This window comes from Streptomyces doebereineriae (genome assembly GCF_031845645.1).
Lineage (GTDB): Bacteria > Actinomycetota > Actinomycetes > Streptomycetales > Streptomycetaceae > Streptomyces > Streptomyces canus.
This window is the reverse complement of the sequence record NZ_JAVREZ010000022.1, coordinates 1-15595: the sequence shown is the minus strand read 5'-3', so window position 1 is coordinate 15595 and position 15595 is coordinate 1. Positions and strand designations below refer to the sequence as shown.

Genomic DNA, 15595 nt, shown 5'->3' with positions numbered 1-15595 from the left:
CCCGCGCGGAAGGAGTGAACGAGGGACGGCAGTCCGGCCAACTCCTGGCATGTACAGGTTCATTGAGGGCCGAAGTGCCCCATACTCCCTGTGGTTTGGACCCGCCCCACAGGGAGGCAGAACATGGCCCTCATCACTCGTCGCAGAGCCCTCACCACCCTCGGCGCCACGGTGGCGGCGACGCTCGCCCCGCCCGTCGGCAGCGCATGGGCCGACAGCCAGAGGCACCGCCCCCGTCCGTTGTGGCGCGCCCACGCCCACAACGACTACGAGCACCCGCGCCCCCTCCTCGACGCCCTCGACCACCGTTTCGGCAGCGTCGAGGCCGACATCTTCCTCGTCGGCGACCAGCTCCTCATCGGCCACACCGTGGACGACCTCGACCCGACGCGCACCCTCGAGTCCCTCTACCTCGACCCGCTGGCCAGGATCGTCAAGGCCAACCACGGGTCGGTGTACCGGGGTTACCGCCGCCCCCTGCAACTGCTCGTCGACATCAAGACCGAGGGGTCCTCGACCTACCTCGAACTCGACCGCCATCTGCGGCGCCACAGGCACCTGTTCACGACGTACGTGCACGGCAAGGTCGTCCCCGGGCCGGTGACCGCCGTGGTCTCCGGCGACCGCGCCGCCCGTGTCCCGATGGAGGCCCAGACCGTGCGCCGGGCGTTCTACGACGGCCGGCTCACCGACCTCGGCACCTCGGCGCCCGCTTCCCTCATCCCGCTGATCAGCGACAACTGGACGCTCAACTTCACCTGGCTCGGCGAGGGAGTCTTCCCCGACGCCGAGCGGCAGAAGCTGCGGACCCTCGTCCAGCAGGCCCACGCGCGCGGGCAGAAGGTGCGGTTCTGGGCCACCCCGGACCTCGCGGGCCCCGCCCGGGACGCGCTGTGGGCCGAGCTACGCGCCGCCGGCGTCGACCACCTCAACACCGACGACCTGGCCGGCCTGGAGGCCTTCCTGGACGCCCACCGATAGGCGCCTCGGGACAGTCACGGACACCACTCGTTCGGCGGACACCGCAGCCGCCCGGACGAACCCTCCGCTACGCCACACTTACGGCCGAACGCCGCAAAACGGACCTGGCGGCGTGGCGGAGGAGGCTGTCCATGGCGATTTCCATTTCTCTAGTGGTGCTGCTGCTGATCCTGGCGGTGATCTTCCTGCGCAGCGGCGGACTCAAGGTCTCCCACGCGCTGGTGTGCGCGCTGTTCGGCTTCCTGCTCGCCGGCACGAGCATCGCGCCCACCATCCACAGCGGCCTCACGGCGACGGCCGACATCGTCAGCAGTCTGCGCCCCTGACCTCAGCCCGTGGAGAAGACCCCGATGCCGTTCGGTACGGGCCGCTCGGCGCCGCCGGAGGGGTGGTTGAGGGCGGTGACGGAGCTCGTGCCCGGCATCCGGGCGGCCATGGTCGTGGACCCCCCGCCGTCCAGGCTGAAAGCGTCGACGGCGCCCAACGTCCGCATGGTCTCCGCCACTTCGGCGATCGTCAGCCCACTGCGATAGTCGGGAGCCCCGTCCAGGGCGAGGAGATACAGCCGCCGTCCGCCGTCCGCGACACCCACGGCCGTGCGCACGGCCGACGCCGAGTCGTCGAGGCCGGGAAGCGGGAGGCCGTCGTCGAGCACCGGGTAGCCACCGAGCGCGAAGCGGTACGGGAGCTTCGCCGAGGCCGCGACCAGTTGGTGCCGCACCGTCACCGCCGCGCCGACGGACAGCTTCCGCAGGCGCTGTGCGCCCGCCTCCCGGCCCACGAGCACAGTGGTGCCGGCGGCGATCGCTCCGCTGCCCGGGGTGTCTGCGGTGGACACGACCTTCCCGGCGCGGACCGTCACCTCGTAGGTGTCCGTACTGCACGGTGCGGCCCGATCCGTGTCCGTCCCGCAGGTCGACCGCACCCGGGAGGCGCGGCCCCAGTCCGAGGTGAACGCCCCGACCGAGCCCACCGGCAGCGCGTACTGGTTCAGCCCGCCGAGCGGCAGCTGTCCCTCGGGCGTCCGCACCGACCCGTCGAGCGCCAGGTCGTCGAGGCGGGCCAGACCGTCGGTGCCCACGCCGAACACGTCCTTGGTGCTGGTGCCGGACGGCAGTGCGGGCCCGAAGCGCTGACCTTTCGGCACCGCCGCCTTGAGCGCGCGGCCCTGTGCGATCGCCGGGCCCACACTCGCGCCGGTGGCCTCGACACCCGGGTGCTGGGTCTCCGAGATGTTGAAGAAGTCGCCGTTCACCCCCGCCAGCGCGCCCTGCGCGGTGGCCAGCCGGGACACCGTGGCCCGCGCGGCCACCGCTCCCGGATACAACAGCTCCAGTCGCACCCCCGGATCGCTCAGGTCCACGCCGATCACATGGGCGTGCGTCACTCCCGCGGCCGCGTCGATGTCGAACTCCTCGTACTGCACGCCGGTCGCGAGCCGCGTCCACCCCTGCGCGGCGCCGGCCGGTGCCGCCCCCACCAGGGCCGCACCGGCCAGCGTGCCGAGTGCCGCGAGAAACGTCAGTACCGATCTGCCTGCGCCGAGACGTCTTTGACGATGCGTCACAGCTCTCCCTGATGTCTCGTCAACTGTTCCAGGACTCAGGAAGAGTGCATCAGACAGCGATGAAAGAGGGGAGCTATGCGCCGACCACACGCGAACGGATGAGGAAACGTACCCCCTCGGGTGCCTCCAGCGAGAACCCGCTGCCCCGGCCCTGGACGACGTCCACGATCAGCCGGGTGTGGCTCCACACCGCGTACTGGCTCCTCGACATCCAGAACGTCACCGGCTCCTCGACCCCCGGCACGTCCAGTTCGGCGAGCAGCACGTCCGAGCCGCCGGTGCGGAACTCGCCCGCCGGGTAGCACATCGGCGCGCTGCCGTCGCAGCAGCCGCCGGACTGGTGGAACATCAGCGGCCCGTGCGCCTCGCGCAACCGGAGCAGCAGCTCGGCGGCCGCGCGAGTGAGCTCGACACGCGGCACCTCGTCGTACACGGCACGTGCGGAATCCTCGTCCATGGTCGTCGAGTGCAGCACGGCGAAGGTTGCGAGGGGGTTGCACGCCCATCGGGTCCAACCCGCGTGCCCGCGTCGAGGGCGGCGGTCGCGTCGTCGTCTCGCACGCCGTGGCCGTGCTGCTGGTCGAGACGATCCGCAAAGCACGGTCTCGATACGGCGATATCGGCGGCGCTGGTGCCGTGGCGCAAGCCGCGGACAGTGCACGATCCGGGCAGGATCCTGCTGGATGTCGCGCTCGCGTCGGCACGCCGGACGCCCCGACATGCTCGTCGACATCAGCGGTCTGCCGCTGCGGGACGTGACCGTCACCGAACGCGGGGCCTGCGTATGGCCACCATCGGCGGCAACACCATGCAGCGCACCCGTTGCACGTACGTCCGTGACGTGACAGCCGCTCAGCTCGCCGCGGACGCCCTTGGCCTGCCCATGGGTGCCGTCGTACACGCTGCCGTCGCCGACGCAGGGTGACGAGCCACGGAACATCGGCAGCGCGGGCAGCTCCATCGGCCTCCGGACGCGCCTGCCGTCATCCTTTCGGTCCGGCACAAAGACCGAGCGAGCCACCCTGGCCAAGCGTGACCGGCGTCGGCAACCGCCGTGCCATCCCCGGCATTCAGCCACTCGATGACAGATGCGGTGACAGATCCGCTTCCAGCCTTCCGCCCGTAGCGTCGGGCGTGATCGCTGCGCGCGCCCCACCGCAGGAGGACGACATGGCGACGGCCATGCCCTCTGTTGATCCGTCACTCGTTCCGTCTGACATAGGAAAGTCATGTCACAGCAGCAACGCCAGCGGCCCGCCCGAAGCGGCAGTGCCGTCTGGGCCGTGGTCATCACCAGCGCGGCCGGGTTCATCACCGCGCTGGACAACCTGATCGTCACGACCGCTCTCCCCTCGATCCGTGAGGATCTCGGTGGCGGACTTGAGGACCTCGAGTGGACGGTGAGCGCCTACACCCTCACCTTCGCGGTCCTGCTGATGTTCGGTGCTTCGCTGGGTGACCGCTTCGGCCGCCGGAGACTGTTCGCCATCGGGCTCGGGATCTTCACCACGTCCTCGGCCGCGGCCGCACTCGCACCGGGGATGGGTGAACTGATCGCCGCGCGGGCGGCGCAGGGCGTCGGGTCCGCGATCGTGACACCGCTGACGCTCACCCTGCTGTCGGCCGCCGTCCCCGCCGAGCGGCGTGGCGCTGCCCTGGGTGTCTGGGGCGCGGCCAGCGGCATAGCCGTCGCCACCGGACCGCTCATCGGCGGCGCACTCACCGAAAACCTGTCCTGGCAGTGGATTTTCTGGGTGAACGTCCCCCTCGGTCTGGCGCTGATCCCGCTCGCCCTGCTGCGCCTGAACGAGAGCCACGGCCCGAACCCGACCCTCGACCTCGTCGGCACCGTTCTGGCCAGCGGCGGTCTGTTCGGCATCGTCTACGCCCTGGTACGCGGCAACACCGACGGCTGGAGCAGCGCCACGGTGCTGGGCGGCTTCTTCGCCGGTACGGCCCTGCTGGTCGGCTTCGTCCTGTACGAACTGCGCGCCAAGCACCCGATGCTGCCGATGCGCCTGTTCCGCATTCGCTCCTTCAGCGCCATCAACGCCGCCAGCCTGCTGATGCTGCTGGGCATGTTCGGGTCGATCTTCCTGCTCAGCCAGTACCTGCAGACCGTCGGCGGCTACTCGCCGATGCAGGCCGGCGTGCGGATGCTGCCCTGGACCGCCATGCCCATGATCGCCGGACCGCTCGCCGGGGCACTGTCCGACCGCATCGGCGGCGCACCCGTCGTCACAGCGGGCATGGCCCTGAACGCGGTGGGCCTCGGCCTCTGGGCCATCACCGTCGAGCCCCACGTCGCCTACACCCACCTGCTGCCCGCACTGATCGTCTGCGGCATCGGCCTGGGCATGTTCTTCGCTCCCAGCGCCAACCTCGTCATGAGCACCGTCCGCCCGGAGGAGCAGGGCATCGCCTCCGGCGCCAACAACGCCATCCGCGAGGTCGGCGGCGCCATCGGCGTCGCAACGCTGGCCGCGGTCTTCTCCGCCCAGGGCGGCTACGGATCCGCGTCACAGTTCGTGGACGGACTGATCCCGGCGCTCTGGGTCGGAGCCGGCGCGGTCGCCCTCGCCGCCGCCGTCGCACTGCTGATGCCCCGCCGGCGCAAGGCCGACGGCCTGGCTGCCGACCTCTCGACCGCCGCCCCGGCCGCCCTCTGAACTTCCACAGGGCGTTCAGCACGGAACCACACCGACGTCCGGTGGCTGCAAGAAGGAGGCGCCGCCAGTCCTACGGACGGCAGGCGCGGCGCCTCCGCCGTGATCAGCGTGACCGGGACGGCGGACAAGGCCCATGCCATCGAGCCCGTGTTGCGCACACCCCTGACCACCCATCCCACCACGGAGTGAATCGTGACGGAGACACCCGGCAGCGCATCGGTCGGAGTCACCGCCGAGAGATCGGATGCCGCCCGCAACCGTGCTCGGTTGCTGGAAGCGGCGGCGCTGCTGGTCGCCGAAGGGGGGCCCGAGCATGTGACGATGCGGGAGGTCGCCGAAGCTGCCGGCGTGGGAAAGGGGACGCTCTTTCGCCGGTTCGGCGACCGCGACGGCCTCCTGCTCGCCCTCCTCGACGAAGCCGAGGCGGAGTTCCAGGAGGCGTATACCGCAGGTCCTCCTCCGCTGGGACCCGGAGCACCTGCGGCGGACCGGCTGGCGTCGTTCGGCTGCGCCCTCCTCGGACGCATCGCCAACGATGCGGACCTGGGCGCCGCCCTGGGGCGTCAGGTTCCCTACGCACGCCGCGCCGCCTCGGGCAGCGGCCGGTCGTTCCACAGCCACATCTCAACTCTCCTTTGCCAGATGGGCCTTGACAGCGACCACGACATGCTCGCCCATGCCCTGCTCGCCTTCTTGAGCTTCGAATCGGCGGACCACCTGCGCGAGGAGCACGGAGTGCCCACCACACGCCTACAGGCCACTTGGGTCGACCTCGTACGGCGGTTGACCTCATAGCCAGGCATCCGCGAACGACAACGCCTTCCGCTTCTGGCGAGCCGTGCGCGCCATTAGCGGGCGTCTGATGTTGATGCGAGCCGGCTGCTTCAGCACGGGGCCCCTAACCGGCGTACGGCGTGAAGTGGGCCGGAGTGTGGTCGATCGGCAGGTCCGGGCGCCATGCGGTCAGGCCCTGGGCGCTGCACACGAACATGTTCTCCGGCAGCCGGTCCAGGGCGAACCAGCGCCAGTCGCCGACGCGTTCGTCGGGCTGGTCCGAGGGCTCGCCCCGCCAGGCGGTGACCCGGGCGGCCACGGTCATCCGCACCACGCCCTCCACGTCGTCGAGGAGCGTGCCCAGCAGCCGGACGTCCGTGGGGCGGGCCTCGATGCCGGTCTCCTCGCGGAGTTCGCGCACGACCGTCTCCGCCAGCGACTCCCCGGGCTCCACCGTGCCGCCCGGCAACTCCCAGGTCCCGCGCCGGTGCCGGCCGAGAAGCAGTCCGCGAGGGCCGTACAGGATGGCACCGACACCGATCGCCGCGTGCGGGACCGGAGGGCGGCTGCCGCGTGGGCGGGAGGAGACCCGGACCGGCCGAGTCGCCCGGAAGATCCGGTAGGAGGCGTGGTTGCCCTCCTCCGGCGCGTCGAGGACGTCGATCCCCTCGACCCGCAGACCGTGCTCGCCGAGCAGGTCCGTCCAGAGTCCCGGAGTCAGCACCCACATCCGCACGGCGACCTCTCCGCCCCCGGCGAGCCGCAGGATCTCGGGCCGGGACTCGACGACCGAAGAGGGACCCTCGCCCAGGGAGTTGGTGTGCAGCACGGTGAAGCACAGCGTCCCGCCGGGCCGGAGCGCTGCGGCGAGGGCCGGCAGCAGCCGGCGGGGATCGATGTAGGGCACCGCGTTGACGGAGTAGACGACGTCGTACGGCTGTGCCGTGCCGAGGTGCTCGACGGCGTCCGCCCTGATCAGGCGTAGTCCCGGCAGGGAGCCGTAGCGCGCGAGGGCGCGTTCGTGCTGCGTGGGGGAGGAGTCGACCGCGTCCACCGAGGCGCCGTACGCCCGGACGAGATGCGCCGCGTGCCGGGCCGGGCCGCACCCGAGGTCCAGCACGCGCCGCCCGGCGAGCTCGCCGAGAATCTCGGCGCCCGGCCCGGTGTCCCGGTGTCCCCAGTCGAACCGCTCCAGCTCCGGCAGGACCGTGCCGCGCCGCAGATGGTGGTCGCCGTAGGCGTGCCAGGCCTCGGTGTTGACGGCGTCGGGGCCGCCGGGTCGCGTGGTCAATGTGCCTCCCGGATGCGGTGGTCGAGGATCGGAACCCTATGCGAGCGCCGGGCCCGCCGAGTTGCCGAGGGGCGCCGCCCATTTCCGTCCCTTGTCTTGACGTGTACTTGGCAGAGTGGCTTCTATGGGAGCGCTCCCATACTCCTTCCGACTGCCTCACCCACCCCTGGAGCCGCAGTGAGAAGAACAAGAAAGAGTCCCCTGAGCCCGTTATGGGCCGCACTGGCCGCCTTCATCGGACTGGTGGTGCTCGGCGCCCTCTCTCCGAGCGTGGCCCAGGCCGCCGAGGAGCCCGGCACCAAGGCTGCTGGTCTGCACATCAGCGACGGCCGCCTGGTCGAAGGCAACGGCAACGACTTCGTCATGCGTGGCGTCAACCACGCCCACACCTGGTACCCGAACGAACTGGGGTCGCTGGCCGACATCAAGGCGCAGGGCGCCAACACCGTCCGGGTGGTCCTCGCCGACGGCCACCGCTGGACCGCGAACAGCGCCTCGGACGTGGCCAACGTCATCGCCCAGTGCAAGGCCAACCGGCTCATCTGCGTCCTGGAGGTGCACGACACCACCGGATACGGCGAGGAGAGCGCGGCCGGCACGCTCGACCAGGCCGCCGACTACTGGATCGGCCTCAAAGACGTGCTCGCCGGCCAGGAGAACTACATCGTCATCAACATCGGCAACGAGCCCTGGGGCAACACCGACCCCGCCGGCTGGACCGCCCCGACGATCGCCGCGATCCAGAAGCTCCGCAACGCCGGTTTCGAGCACACGATCATGGTGGACGCTCCCAACTGGGGCCAGGACTGGCAGCAAGTCATGCGCACCAACGCCCAGAGCGTCTACGCCGCCGACACCACCGGCAACCTGATCTTCTCGATCCACATGTACAGCGTCTTCGACACCGCGGCGGAGATCACCGACTATCTCAACGCTTTCGTCAGCGCCAAACTGCCCATCCTGATCGGGGAGTTCGGCGGCCCCGCCGACCAGTGGGGCGATCCGGACGAGGACACCATGATGGCCACCGCCGAGCAGCTCGACATCGGCTACCTGGCCTGGTCCTGGAGCGGCAACACCGACCCGATCCTCGACCTCGTGCTCAACTTCGATCCGGCGCAGATGACTTCATGGGGTCAGCGCATCTTCACCGGCGCCAACGGCATCGCGCAGACCGCCAAGGAAGCCACCGTCTTCGGCGGCGGTTCCAGTGACACCCAGGCCCCCACCGCTCCCGGCACCCCGACCGCCTCGGCGGTGACGGCGACCTCCGCGAACCTGTCCTGGACGGCGTCCACTGACAACGTTGGCGTGGCCGGGTACGACGTCGTCCGGGTCAGCGGTGGCACCGAGACGAAGGTCGCGGCCTCGACGGCGAACTCGGTGACCGTGACGGGCCTGACCGCCAACACGGCGTACTCCTTCGCCGTTTACGCCCGTGACGCGGCCGGTAACCGGTCGGCCCGCTCGGCGACGGTGAGCGTCACCACCGCCGACACACCGGCCGGGAGCTGCTCCGTCGGCTACCGCGTGGTCGGCGAGTGGCAGGGCGGTTTCCAGGGCGAGATCGCCATCCGCAACACCGGCACGTCCGCCGTCAGCGGCTGGAAGCTCGCCTTCACCTTCGCCAACGGGCAGACCGTCTCCAACATGTGGGGCGGGACCCCCGCGCAGAGCGGTGGCTCGGTGACCGTCACCCCGGCCTCCTACACCAACACGATCCCGGCCGGAGGCTCGGTCACCGTCGGCTTCATCGGCAGCAAGGGCGCCACGAACACCGCACCCACCGCCTTCACACTCAACGGGGCGGCCTGCGTGAACGGTTGATGTCTTCGAGGTATCAGGTCAACTGTCCCGGACTCTTGACTCGGAACGTGCTCAGTCGCGATCCTCGACGCATCTATTGCGCCGGTCATGACAATTCCAAGGGCAGTCAAAACGCCCTCGGTCGACGGCGCCTCCCGCCGACCGAGGGACGTGGGCCATGGCCGGACGCACCTGCCGCCGACGCAAGAACATCACCATCACCTCCCTGCTCTTCCTGGTGCTGGCCACGATCCTGGGCCCCACGCCGAGTTCGGCGGCCACCGACTGGTGGACACCGACGGCCAGGCCCACCCCCGACGCCCAGATCAACGTGACGGGAGCGCCCTTCACCGGCACCGACTCCGCGGGCGAGGTGAACGGGTTCATCGACGCCCACAACCACCTCTTCTCCAACGAGGCCTTCGGCGGCCGGCTGATCTGCGGCAAGGTGTTCTCCGAGTCCGGAGTCGCCGACGCGCTCAAGGACTGTCCCGAGCATTACCCCGACGGCACCCTCGCGCTGTTCGACTACATCACCCACGGCGGCGACGGCAAGCACGACCCGGTGGGCTGGCCCTCTTTCAAGGACTGGCCGGCGTACGACTCCATGACCCACCAGGCCAACTACTACGCCTGGGTGGAGCGCGCCTGGCGCGGTGGGCAGCGGGTGCTGGTCAACGACCTCGTCACCAACGGCATGATCTGCTCCATCTACCCTTTCAAGGACCGCAGTTGTGACGAGATGACCTCGATCCGCCTGCAGGCCAGGATGACGTACGACCTCCAGGCCTTCATCGACAAGATGTACGGCGGCACCGGCAAGGGCTGGTTCCGGATCGTCACCGACAGTGCGCAGGCCCGACAGGTCATCCAGCAGGGCAAGTTGGCGGTCGTTCTCGGTGTGGAGACCTCCGAGCCGTTCGGCTGCAAGCAGATCCTCGACATCGGGCAGTGCAGCAAGGCGGACATCGACAAGGGGCTCGACGAGCTGTACGGCCTGGGCGTGCGCTCCATGTTCCTGTGCCACAAGTTCGACAACGCCCTGTGCGGTGTCCGCTTCGACGAGGGCGGACTCGGAACCGCCATCAACGTCGGGCAGTTCCTGTCCACCGGCACCTTCTGGAAGACCGAAACCTGCAAGGGGCCGCAGCACGACAACCCCATCGGTACGGCGGCCTCCGAGGCGGAGGACGACCTGCCGGCCGGCACCGAGGTCCCGGAGTACGACAAGGCCGCGCAGTGCAATGTCCGCGGGCTCACCGATCTCGGCGAGTACGCCGTGCGCGGCATGATGAAACGCAAGATGATGCTCGAGATCGACCACATGAGCGTCAAGGCCACCGGTCAGGTCCTCGACATCTTCGAGGCCGCGAACTACCCCGGCGTGCTCTCGTCGCACAGCTGGATGGATCTCAACTGGACCGAGCGGGTCTACTCGCTCGGCGGCTTCGTCGCCCAGTACATGCACGGCTCCGAAGGATTCGCCGCGGAGGCGAAGCGCACCGACGCGCTGCGCGCGAAGTACGACGTGGGCTACGGCTACGGCACCGACTTCAACGGCATCGGCGACCACCCCGCACCGCGCGGAGCGGACGCCGCGAACAAGGTGACGTACCCCTTCAAGAGTGTCGACGGCGGCTCGGTCATCGACAAGCAGACCTCCGGGCAGCGCACCTTCGACTTCAACACCGACGGGGCCGCCCATGTCGGCATGATCCCGGACTGGATCGAGGACATCCGGCTCGTCGGCGGCCAGGGCGTGGTGGACGACCTCTTCCGGGGCGCCGAGTCCTACCTCGGCACCTGGGGCGCTTCCGAGCAGCACCAGGCATCCGTCGATCTCGCCAAGGGGAAGACGGCCACGGCCAGTTCGTCCGAGTCCAACCCGTTCACCAGCTATCAGCCGGGGCGGGCCGTGGACGGCGACGACTCCAGCCGCTGGGCGAGCGACTGGAGCGACGACCAGTGGTGGCAGGTCGACCTGGGCTCCACGAACCGGGTCTCCAAGGTCACGCTCGACTGGGAGCGGGCGTACGGGAAGTCGTACCGGATCGAGCTCTCGACCGACGGGGCGAACTGGCAGACCGTCTGGTCGACCACCTCCGGGGACGGCGGCCTGGACACCGCCAAGTTCACCGGAACTCCGGCCCGTTACGTGCGCGTCCACGGCCTCGACCGCGGCACCGACTGGGGATACTCGCTCAACGAGGTCGGCGTCCACAGCGCCTGACGTACGACAACGGGGGACACGCATGGCACGTATGCCGTCGGCCGAGCGGCGCCGGCAGCTGACCGAGGCCGCGATCAGGGCGATGGCCCGGGACGGCGTCGCGAAGACGACGACCCGGTCCATCGCCGCCGAGGCCGGCGTGTCCCTCAGCGTCTTCCACTACTGCTTCGACTCCAAGCAGGCCCTGCTCGAGGCCGTCATCACGACCCTCACCGACCACTCCGTCACCGTGGTCAAGGAGGCGCTGCGCCCCCGGGACACCCTGGAGGAGACCGTCGCCGCCGGGTTCCGGGCGTACTGGGACCATGTCCGCGCCCACCCCGAGGCGCACATGCTCACCTATGAGCTCACCCAGTACGCCCTGCGCGAGCCGGGATTCGAGCACCTGGCCAGGCGCCAGTACGAGCTGTACGGCGAGGCCTACGCCGAGCTCATCGAGCAGCTGCGCCGGGACATGGATCTGCAGCTGCGGGTGCCCGTCTCCGTGCTGGCCCGCTACCTCGCGGCCATGACCGACGGGCTCACCCTGAACTACCTCGTCCTCGGTGACGCGGCCGCCTGGGCGGACATCCTCGAAACGGTCACGGCGCACATCGCGGGCCTGGTGCGCTGAGACCGGTCAGGATTCGAGAAGCGCGGGCCGCGGGCCGTGGCTAGCGTGACGGCCATGGACATCACGATTCGGGCGAGCTTCCTCCCGCACGACGACCCGGAGGCGTCCCTGGCCTTCTACCGGGACGTGCTGGGCTTCGAGGTCCGCGGTGACGTGGGCCGCGGAGGGACGCGCCGGCTCACGGTCGGGCCCGCTGGGCAGGCCGAGACCTCGGTCGTGCTGCACCCGGCGGGCGACGACCCCGAGCTCCTGCTCGCCACCCCCGACCTCGACTCCGTCTTCGAGCGGCTCCAGGCCCGCGCAGAGGTGATCCAGGAGCCGATCGAGCAGCCGTACGGCATTCGGGACTGCGCCTTCCTCGACCCCGCGGGCAACATGATCCGCGTTCAGGAGCTGCGCTGAGGCGTGCGCGTCGACATAGTGTTCGAAGCTGTCGAAACGGGAGGACAAGTCACCATGAGCAAGGCCACGAGGACGGGCGCGCAGCACGCTGCCGACAGCCATGACCTGATCCGCGTGCACGGGGCGCGCGAGAACAACCTCAAGGACGTCAGCATCGAGATCCCGAAGCGCCGGCTCACGGTCTTCACCGGAGTCTCCGGCTCCGGCAAGAGCTCGCTGGTGTTCGACACCATCGCCGCCGAGTCGCAGCGGTTGATCAACGAGACCTACAGCGCCTTCGTGCAGGGCTTCATGACGACCCTGGCACGGCCCGAGGTCGACGTCCTCGACGGACTGACCACCGCCATCACCGTCGACCAGCAGCGCCTCGGCGGCGACCCGCGCTCCACCGTGGGCACCGTCACCGACACCAACGCGATGCTGCGGATCCTGTTCAGCAGACTCGGGACCCCGCACATCGGCTCGCCCAAGGCGTTCTCCTTCAACGTCGCCTCTATCAGCGGGGCGGGCGCGGTGACCATGGAGCGCGGCGGACAGACCGTGAAGGAGCGCCGCAGCTTCAGCATCGTCGGCGGCATGTGCCCGCGCTGCGAGGGCCGGGGCACGGTCAACGACATCGATCTCACCCAGCTCTACGACGACTCCAAGTCGCTCGCCGAGGGCGCGATGACCATCCCGGGCTACAAGGCCGGCGGCTGGAACTACCGCCTCTACAGCGAGTCCGGCTTCTTCGACGCGGACAAGCCGATCCGGAGGTTCACCAAGCGGGAGCTCCAGGACTTCCTGTACCGCGAGCCGACCCGGATGAAGATCGCGGGCATCAACATGACCTACGAGGGTCTCGTCCCGCGGATCCAGAAGTCGATGCTCGCCAAGGACCGCGAGTCGATGCAGCCGCACATCCGCGAGTTCGTGGACCGTGCGATCACCTTCATGGTCTGTCCCGAGTGCGAGGGCACCCGGCTGAGCGAGGGCGCCCGCTCCTCCAAGATCAAGGGCATCAGCATCGCCGACGCCTGCGCGATGCAGATCAGCGACCTCGCCGAGTGGGTGCGGGCACTGGACGAGCCGTCGGTCGGGCCGCTGCTGACGGCGCTGGGGGAGACCCTCGACTCGTTCGTGGAGATCGGGCTCGGCTATCTCTCCCTCGACCGGTCCTCGGGCACGCTGTCCGGCGGCGAGGCGCAGCGCACCAAGATGATCCGGCATCTCGGGTCCTCGCTCACCGATGTCACGTACGTCTTCGACGAGCCGACCATCGGGCTGCACCCCCATGACATCCAGCGCATGAACAACCTGCTGCTGCGCCTGCGGGACAAGGGCAACACGGTGCTCGTCGTGGAGCACAAGCCGGAGACGATCGCGATCGCCGACCATGTCGTCGACCTCGGTCCGGGGGCCGGTACGGCGGGCGGTTCGGTCTGCTTCGAGGGCACCGTCGAGGGGCTGCGGACCAGCGACACCGTCACCGGGCGCCACTTCGACGACCGGGCCGGTCTCAAGGACACGGTCCGCAAGGCGACCGGTGCGCTGGAGATCCGAGGTGCGAGCACGCACAACCTCCAGAGCGTCGACGTCGACATCCCGCTGGGGATGCTGACCGTGATCACCGGGGTCGCGGGGTCGGGCAAGAGCTCGCTCGTGCACGGGTCGATTCCGGTCGCGGAGGGGGTGGTGTCCGTGGACCAAGGGGCGATCCGTGGCTCGCGGCGCAGCAACCCGGCGACGTACACCGGACTCCTCGAACCGATCCGCAAGGCGTTCGCGAAGGTCAACGGCGTGAAGCCGGCGCTGTTCAGTGCGAACTCCGAGGGGGCGTGCCCCACCTGCAACGGGGCCGGGGTCGTCTACACCGACCTCGCGATGATGGCCGGGGTCGCCACCACCTGCGAGGAGTGCGAGGGGAAGCGGTTCCAGGCGTCGGTCCTCGAGTACCACCTCGGCGGGCGGGACATCAGCGAGGTGCTCGCGATGCCGGTGACGGAGGCCGAGGAGTTCTTCGGGGCCGGTGAGGCGCGTACGCCGGCCGCGCACAAGATCCTCGAGCGCCTCTCCGACGTCGGGCTCGGCTATCTCACCCTCGGTCAGCCGCTCACCACGCTGTCCGGCGGTGAGCGGCAGCGGCTGAAGCTGGCGACCCACATGGGGGAGAAGGGCGGGGTGTACATCCTCGACGAGCCGACCACAGGCCTTCACCTCGCCGACGTCGAGCAGTTGCTCGGCCTGCTCGACCGGCTGGTCGACTCCGGAAAGTCCGTCATCGTCGTCGAGCACCACCAGGCGGTCATGGCCCACGCCGACTGGATCATCGACCTCGGCCCGGGCGCGGGGCACGACGGCGGGCGGATCGTGTTCGAGGGGACACCGGGGGAGCTGATCGCCGCCGGGTCGACGATCACGGCGGAGCATCTGGCGGCCTACGTGGGGGAGTGACGGGGCGGCGGTCGCGGCAGTACGGGGTGATGGCCGGGGGCGCGATGTTCGTACGGCGTCGAAGGCGCCGTGCGCCCTCGGCGGTTGACCAGGTCCTCGCGCCCTTGGTCGCAGAGCGCCTCGGTCCGGTCGCGGACGAGCCTGACGACGCCGGTGCCTCGCGACGACGACCACGGGTTCCGGGAGGCCTCCCGGAACCCGCGGGACCAGTCCTGGGCGGTCCCCTCGCGTGGTGATCTCTGAGGCGGCGGTCCTGTGAGCCAGCGGTCCCTGAGTCGTCGGTCCCCTGAGCCAGCGATCTCTGAGTCGGCGGCACCCGGGGCGGTCGCCCCGCGGCCCCGGCGGCTGCGGATCCCCTCATGTGCCGCAGGGTTGCCGAGACCCGGCTGCACCTGGCTGACTTCATCCTCGGCGCCTGGGGCGGCGGTCCCGGAGACGGCGGTACCTGAGGTAGCCGTCCCGGGGGCGGCGGCTCCTTTGACGGCGGCACCTGAGGTAGTGGTCCCAGCAGCGGGCCCCCTGAGGTGGCGGCACTCGAGGGGCGCCCCCTGTAGCGGCGGCACCTGAGGTAGCGGTCCTAGAGAACGGTGGTCTCAGGGGCGCGTCCCCTTTGACGGCGGCACCCCAGGGGGCGCCCCCAGAGTCGGCGGTGCCGGCGACGGCGGTACCAGTGGCGGCGCCCCCCCCAGAGTCGGCGGCACCCTAAAGCGTGTTGCAGAAGGTCGTGTTCGGGCAGGTCAAGCCGGGGCTTCTGCTGTTCTGATCATGCTGCCAAGGCGAGGTTGTGCATGTGGGCGACGGCCTGGACCGCATGGTGGAGGCCGTTGCC

The 15595-nt window shown here is 69.9% G+C and carries 13 protein-coding genes and 1 pseudogene; 11 read left to right on the top strand and 3 right to left on the bottom strand.

Annotation, left to right across the window (positions count from 1 at the left end; genetic code table 11):
- Positions 1-123: 123 nt before the first annotated feature.
- Together RNB18_RS41665 and RNB18_RS41660 are read left to right on the top strand one after the other, a co-directional pair.
- Entirely contained in the window at positions 124-981 is an 858-nt protein-coding gene (locus tag RNB18_RS41665; protein ID WP_311719317.1) for a phosphatidylinositol-specific phospholipase C/glycerophosphodiester phosphodiesterase family protein, read from the top strand.
- 131 nt (positions 982-1112) lie between these two features.
- Complete coding sequence (locus RNB18_RS41660) at positions 1113-1307, top strand: hypothetical protein (RefSeq protein ID WP_062047042.1); 195 nt, start codon at positions 1113-1115, stop codon at positions 1305-1307.
- Between the two features lie 2 nt (positions 1308-1309).
- Here the strand turns inward: RNB18_RS41660 and RNB18_RS41655 are convergent, their stop codons facing one another.
- Positions 1310-2548 carry a phosphodiester glycosidase family protein gene (locus RNB18_RS41655; protein ID WP_311719316.1) on the bottom strand — a complete coding sequence of 413 codons (1239 nt, stop codon included), beginning with the start codon at positions 2546-2548 and terminating at the stop codon, positions 1310-1312.
- A 73-nt stretch (positions 2549-2621) separates the two neighbouring features.
- Positions 2622-3005 (bottom strand): DUF779 domain-containing protein, encoded by a 384-nt coding sequence (locus RNB18_RS41650; RefSeq protein WP_311719315.1) that lies wholly within the window; start codon positions 3003-3005, stop codon positions 2622-2624.
- Positions 3006-3052: 47 nt separating this feature from the next.
- Between RNB18_RS41650 and RNB18_RS41645 the strand changes: the two are divergent.
- The 4 genes and pseudogenes from RNB18_RS41645 to RNB18_RS41630 form a co-directional block, all read left to right on the top strand.
- Positions 3053-3251, top strand: a pseudogene (locus RNB18_RS41645) (IS1380 family transposase); the annotation flags it as partial.
- 81 nt (positions 3252-3332) lie between these two features.
- Entirely contained in the window at positions 3333-3473 is a 141-nt protein-coding gene (locus tag RNB18_RS53910) for a hypothetical protein (RefSeq protein WP_394817764.1), read from the top strand.
- A 304-nt stretch (positions 3474-3777) separates the two neighbouring features.
- On the top strand, positions 3778-5217 hold the full coding sequence (locus RNB18_RS41635) for a DHA2 family efflux MFS transporter permease subunit (RefSeq protein WP_311719314.1): 1440 nt from the start codon (positions 3778-3780) through the stop codon (positions 5215-5217).
- A gap of 192 nt (positions 5218-5409) precedes the next feature.
- Positions 5410-6012, top strand: coding sequence for a TetR/AcrR family transcriptional regulator (locus tag RNB18_RS41630; protein WP_311719313.1), 603 nt, complete (start codon positions 5410-5412; stop codon positions 6010-6012).
- A gap of 103 nt (positions 6013-6115) precedes the next feature.
- Here RNB18_RS41630 and RNB18_RS41625 read toward each other — a convergent pair whose 3' ends face one another.
- Positions 6116-7282 (bottom strand): bifunctional class I SAM-dependent methyltransferase/NUDIX hydrolase, encoded by a 1167-nt coding sequence (locus RNB18_RS41625; protein ID WP_311719312.1) that lies wholly within the window; start codon positions 7280-7282, stop codon positions 6116-6118.
- A gap of 177 nt (positions 7283-7459) precedes the next feature.
- Between RNB18_RS41625 and RNB18_RS41620 the strand changes: the two genes are divergently transcribed.
- The 5 genes from RNB18_RS41620 (at position 7460) to RNB18_RS41600 (ending at position 14766) form a co-directional block, all read left to right on the top strand.
- The gene (locus RNB18_RS41620; protein WP_311719310.1) at positions 7460-9109 is read left to right on the top strand and encodes a cellulase family glycosylhydrolase; all 1650 of its coding nucleotides are present in this window, start codon (positions 7460-7462) and stop codon (positions 9107-9109) included.
- Between the two features lie 157 nt (positions 9110-9266).
- On the top strand, positions 9267-11318 hold the full coding sequence (locus RNB18_RS41615; protein ID WP_311719309.1) for a galactose-binding domain-containing protein: 2052 nt from the start codon (positions 9267-9269) through the stop codon (positions 11316-11318).
- A gap of 22 nt (positions 11319-11340) precedes the next feature.
- Positions 11341-11931, top strand: a complete 591-nt coding sequence (locus RNB18_RS41610) for a TetR/AcrR family transcriptional regulator (protein WP_311719308.1) — start codon at positions 11341-11343, stop codon at positions 11929-11931.
- A 54-nt stretch (positions 11932-11985) separates the two neighbouring features.
- Positions 11986-12333, top strand: a complete 348-nt coding sequence (locus tag RNB18_RS41605; protein ID WP_311719307.1) for a VOC family protein — start codon at positions 11986-11988, stop codon at positions 12331-12333.
- Positions 12334-12387: 54 nt separating this feature from the next.
- Positions 12388-14766: an excinuclease ABC subunit UvrA gene (locus RNB18_RS41600; protein ID WP_311719306.1), complete on the top strand. Its 2379-nt coding sequence runs from the start codon at positions 12388-12390 to the stop codon at positions 14764-14766.
- Positions 14767-15595 lie beyond the last annotated feature (829 nt).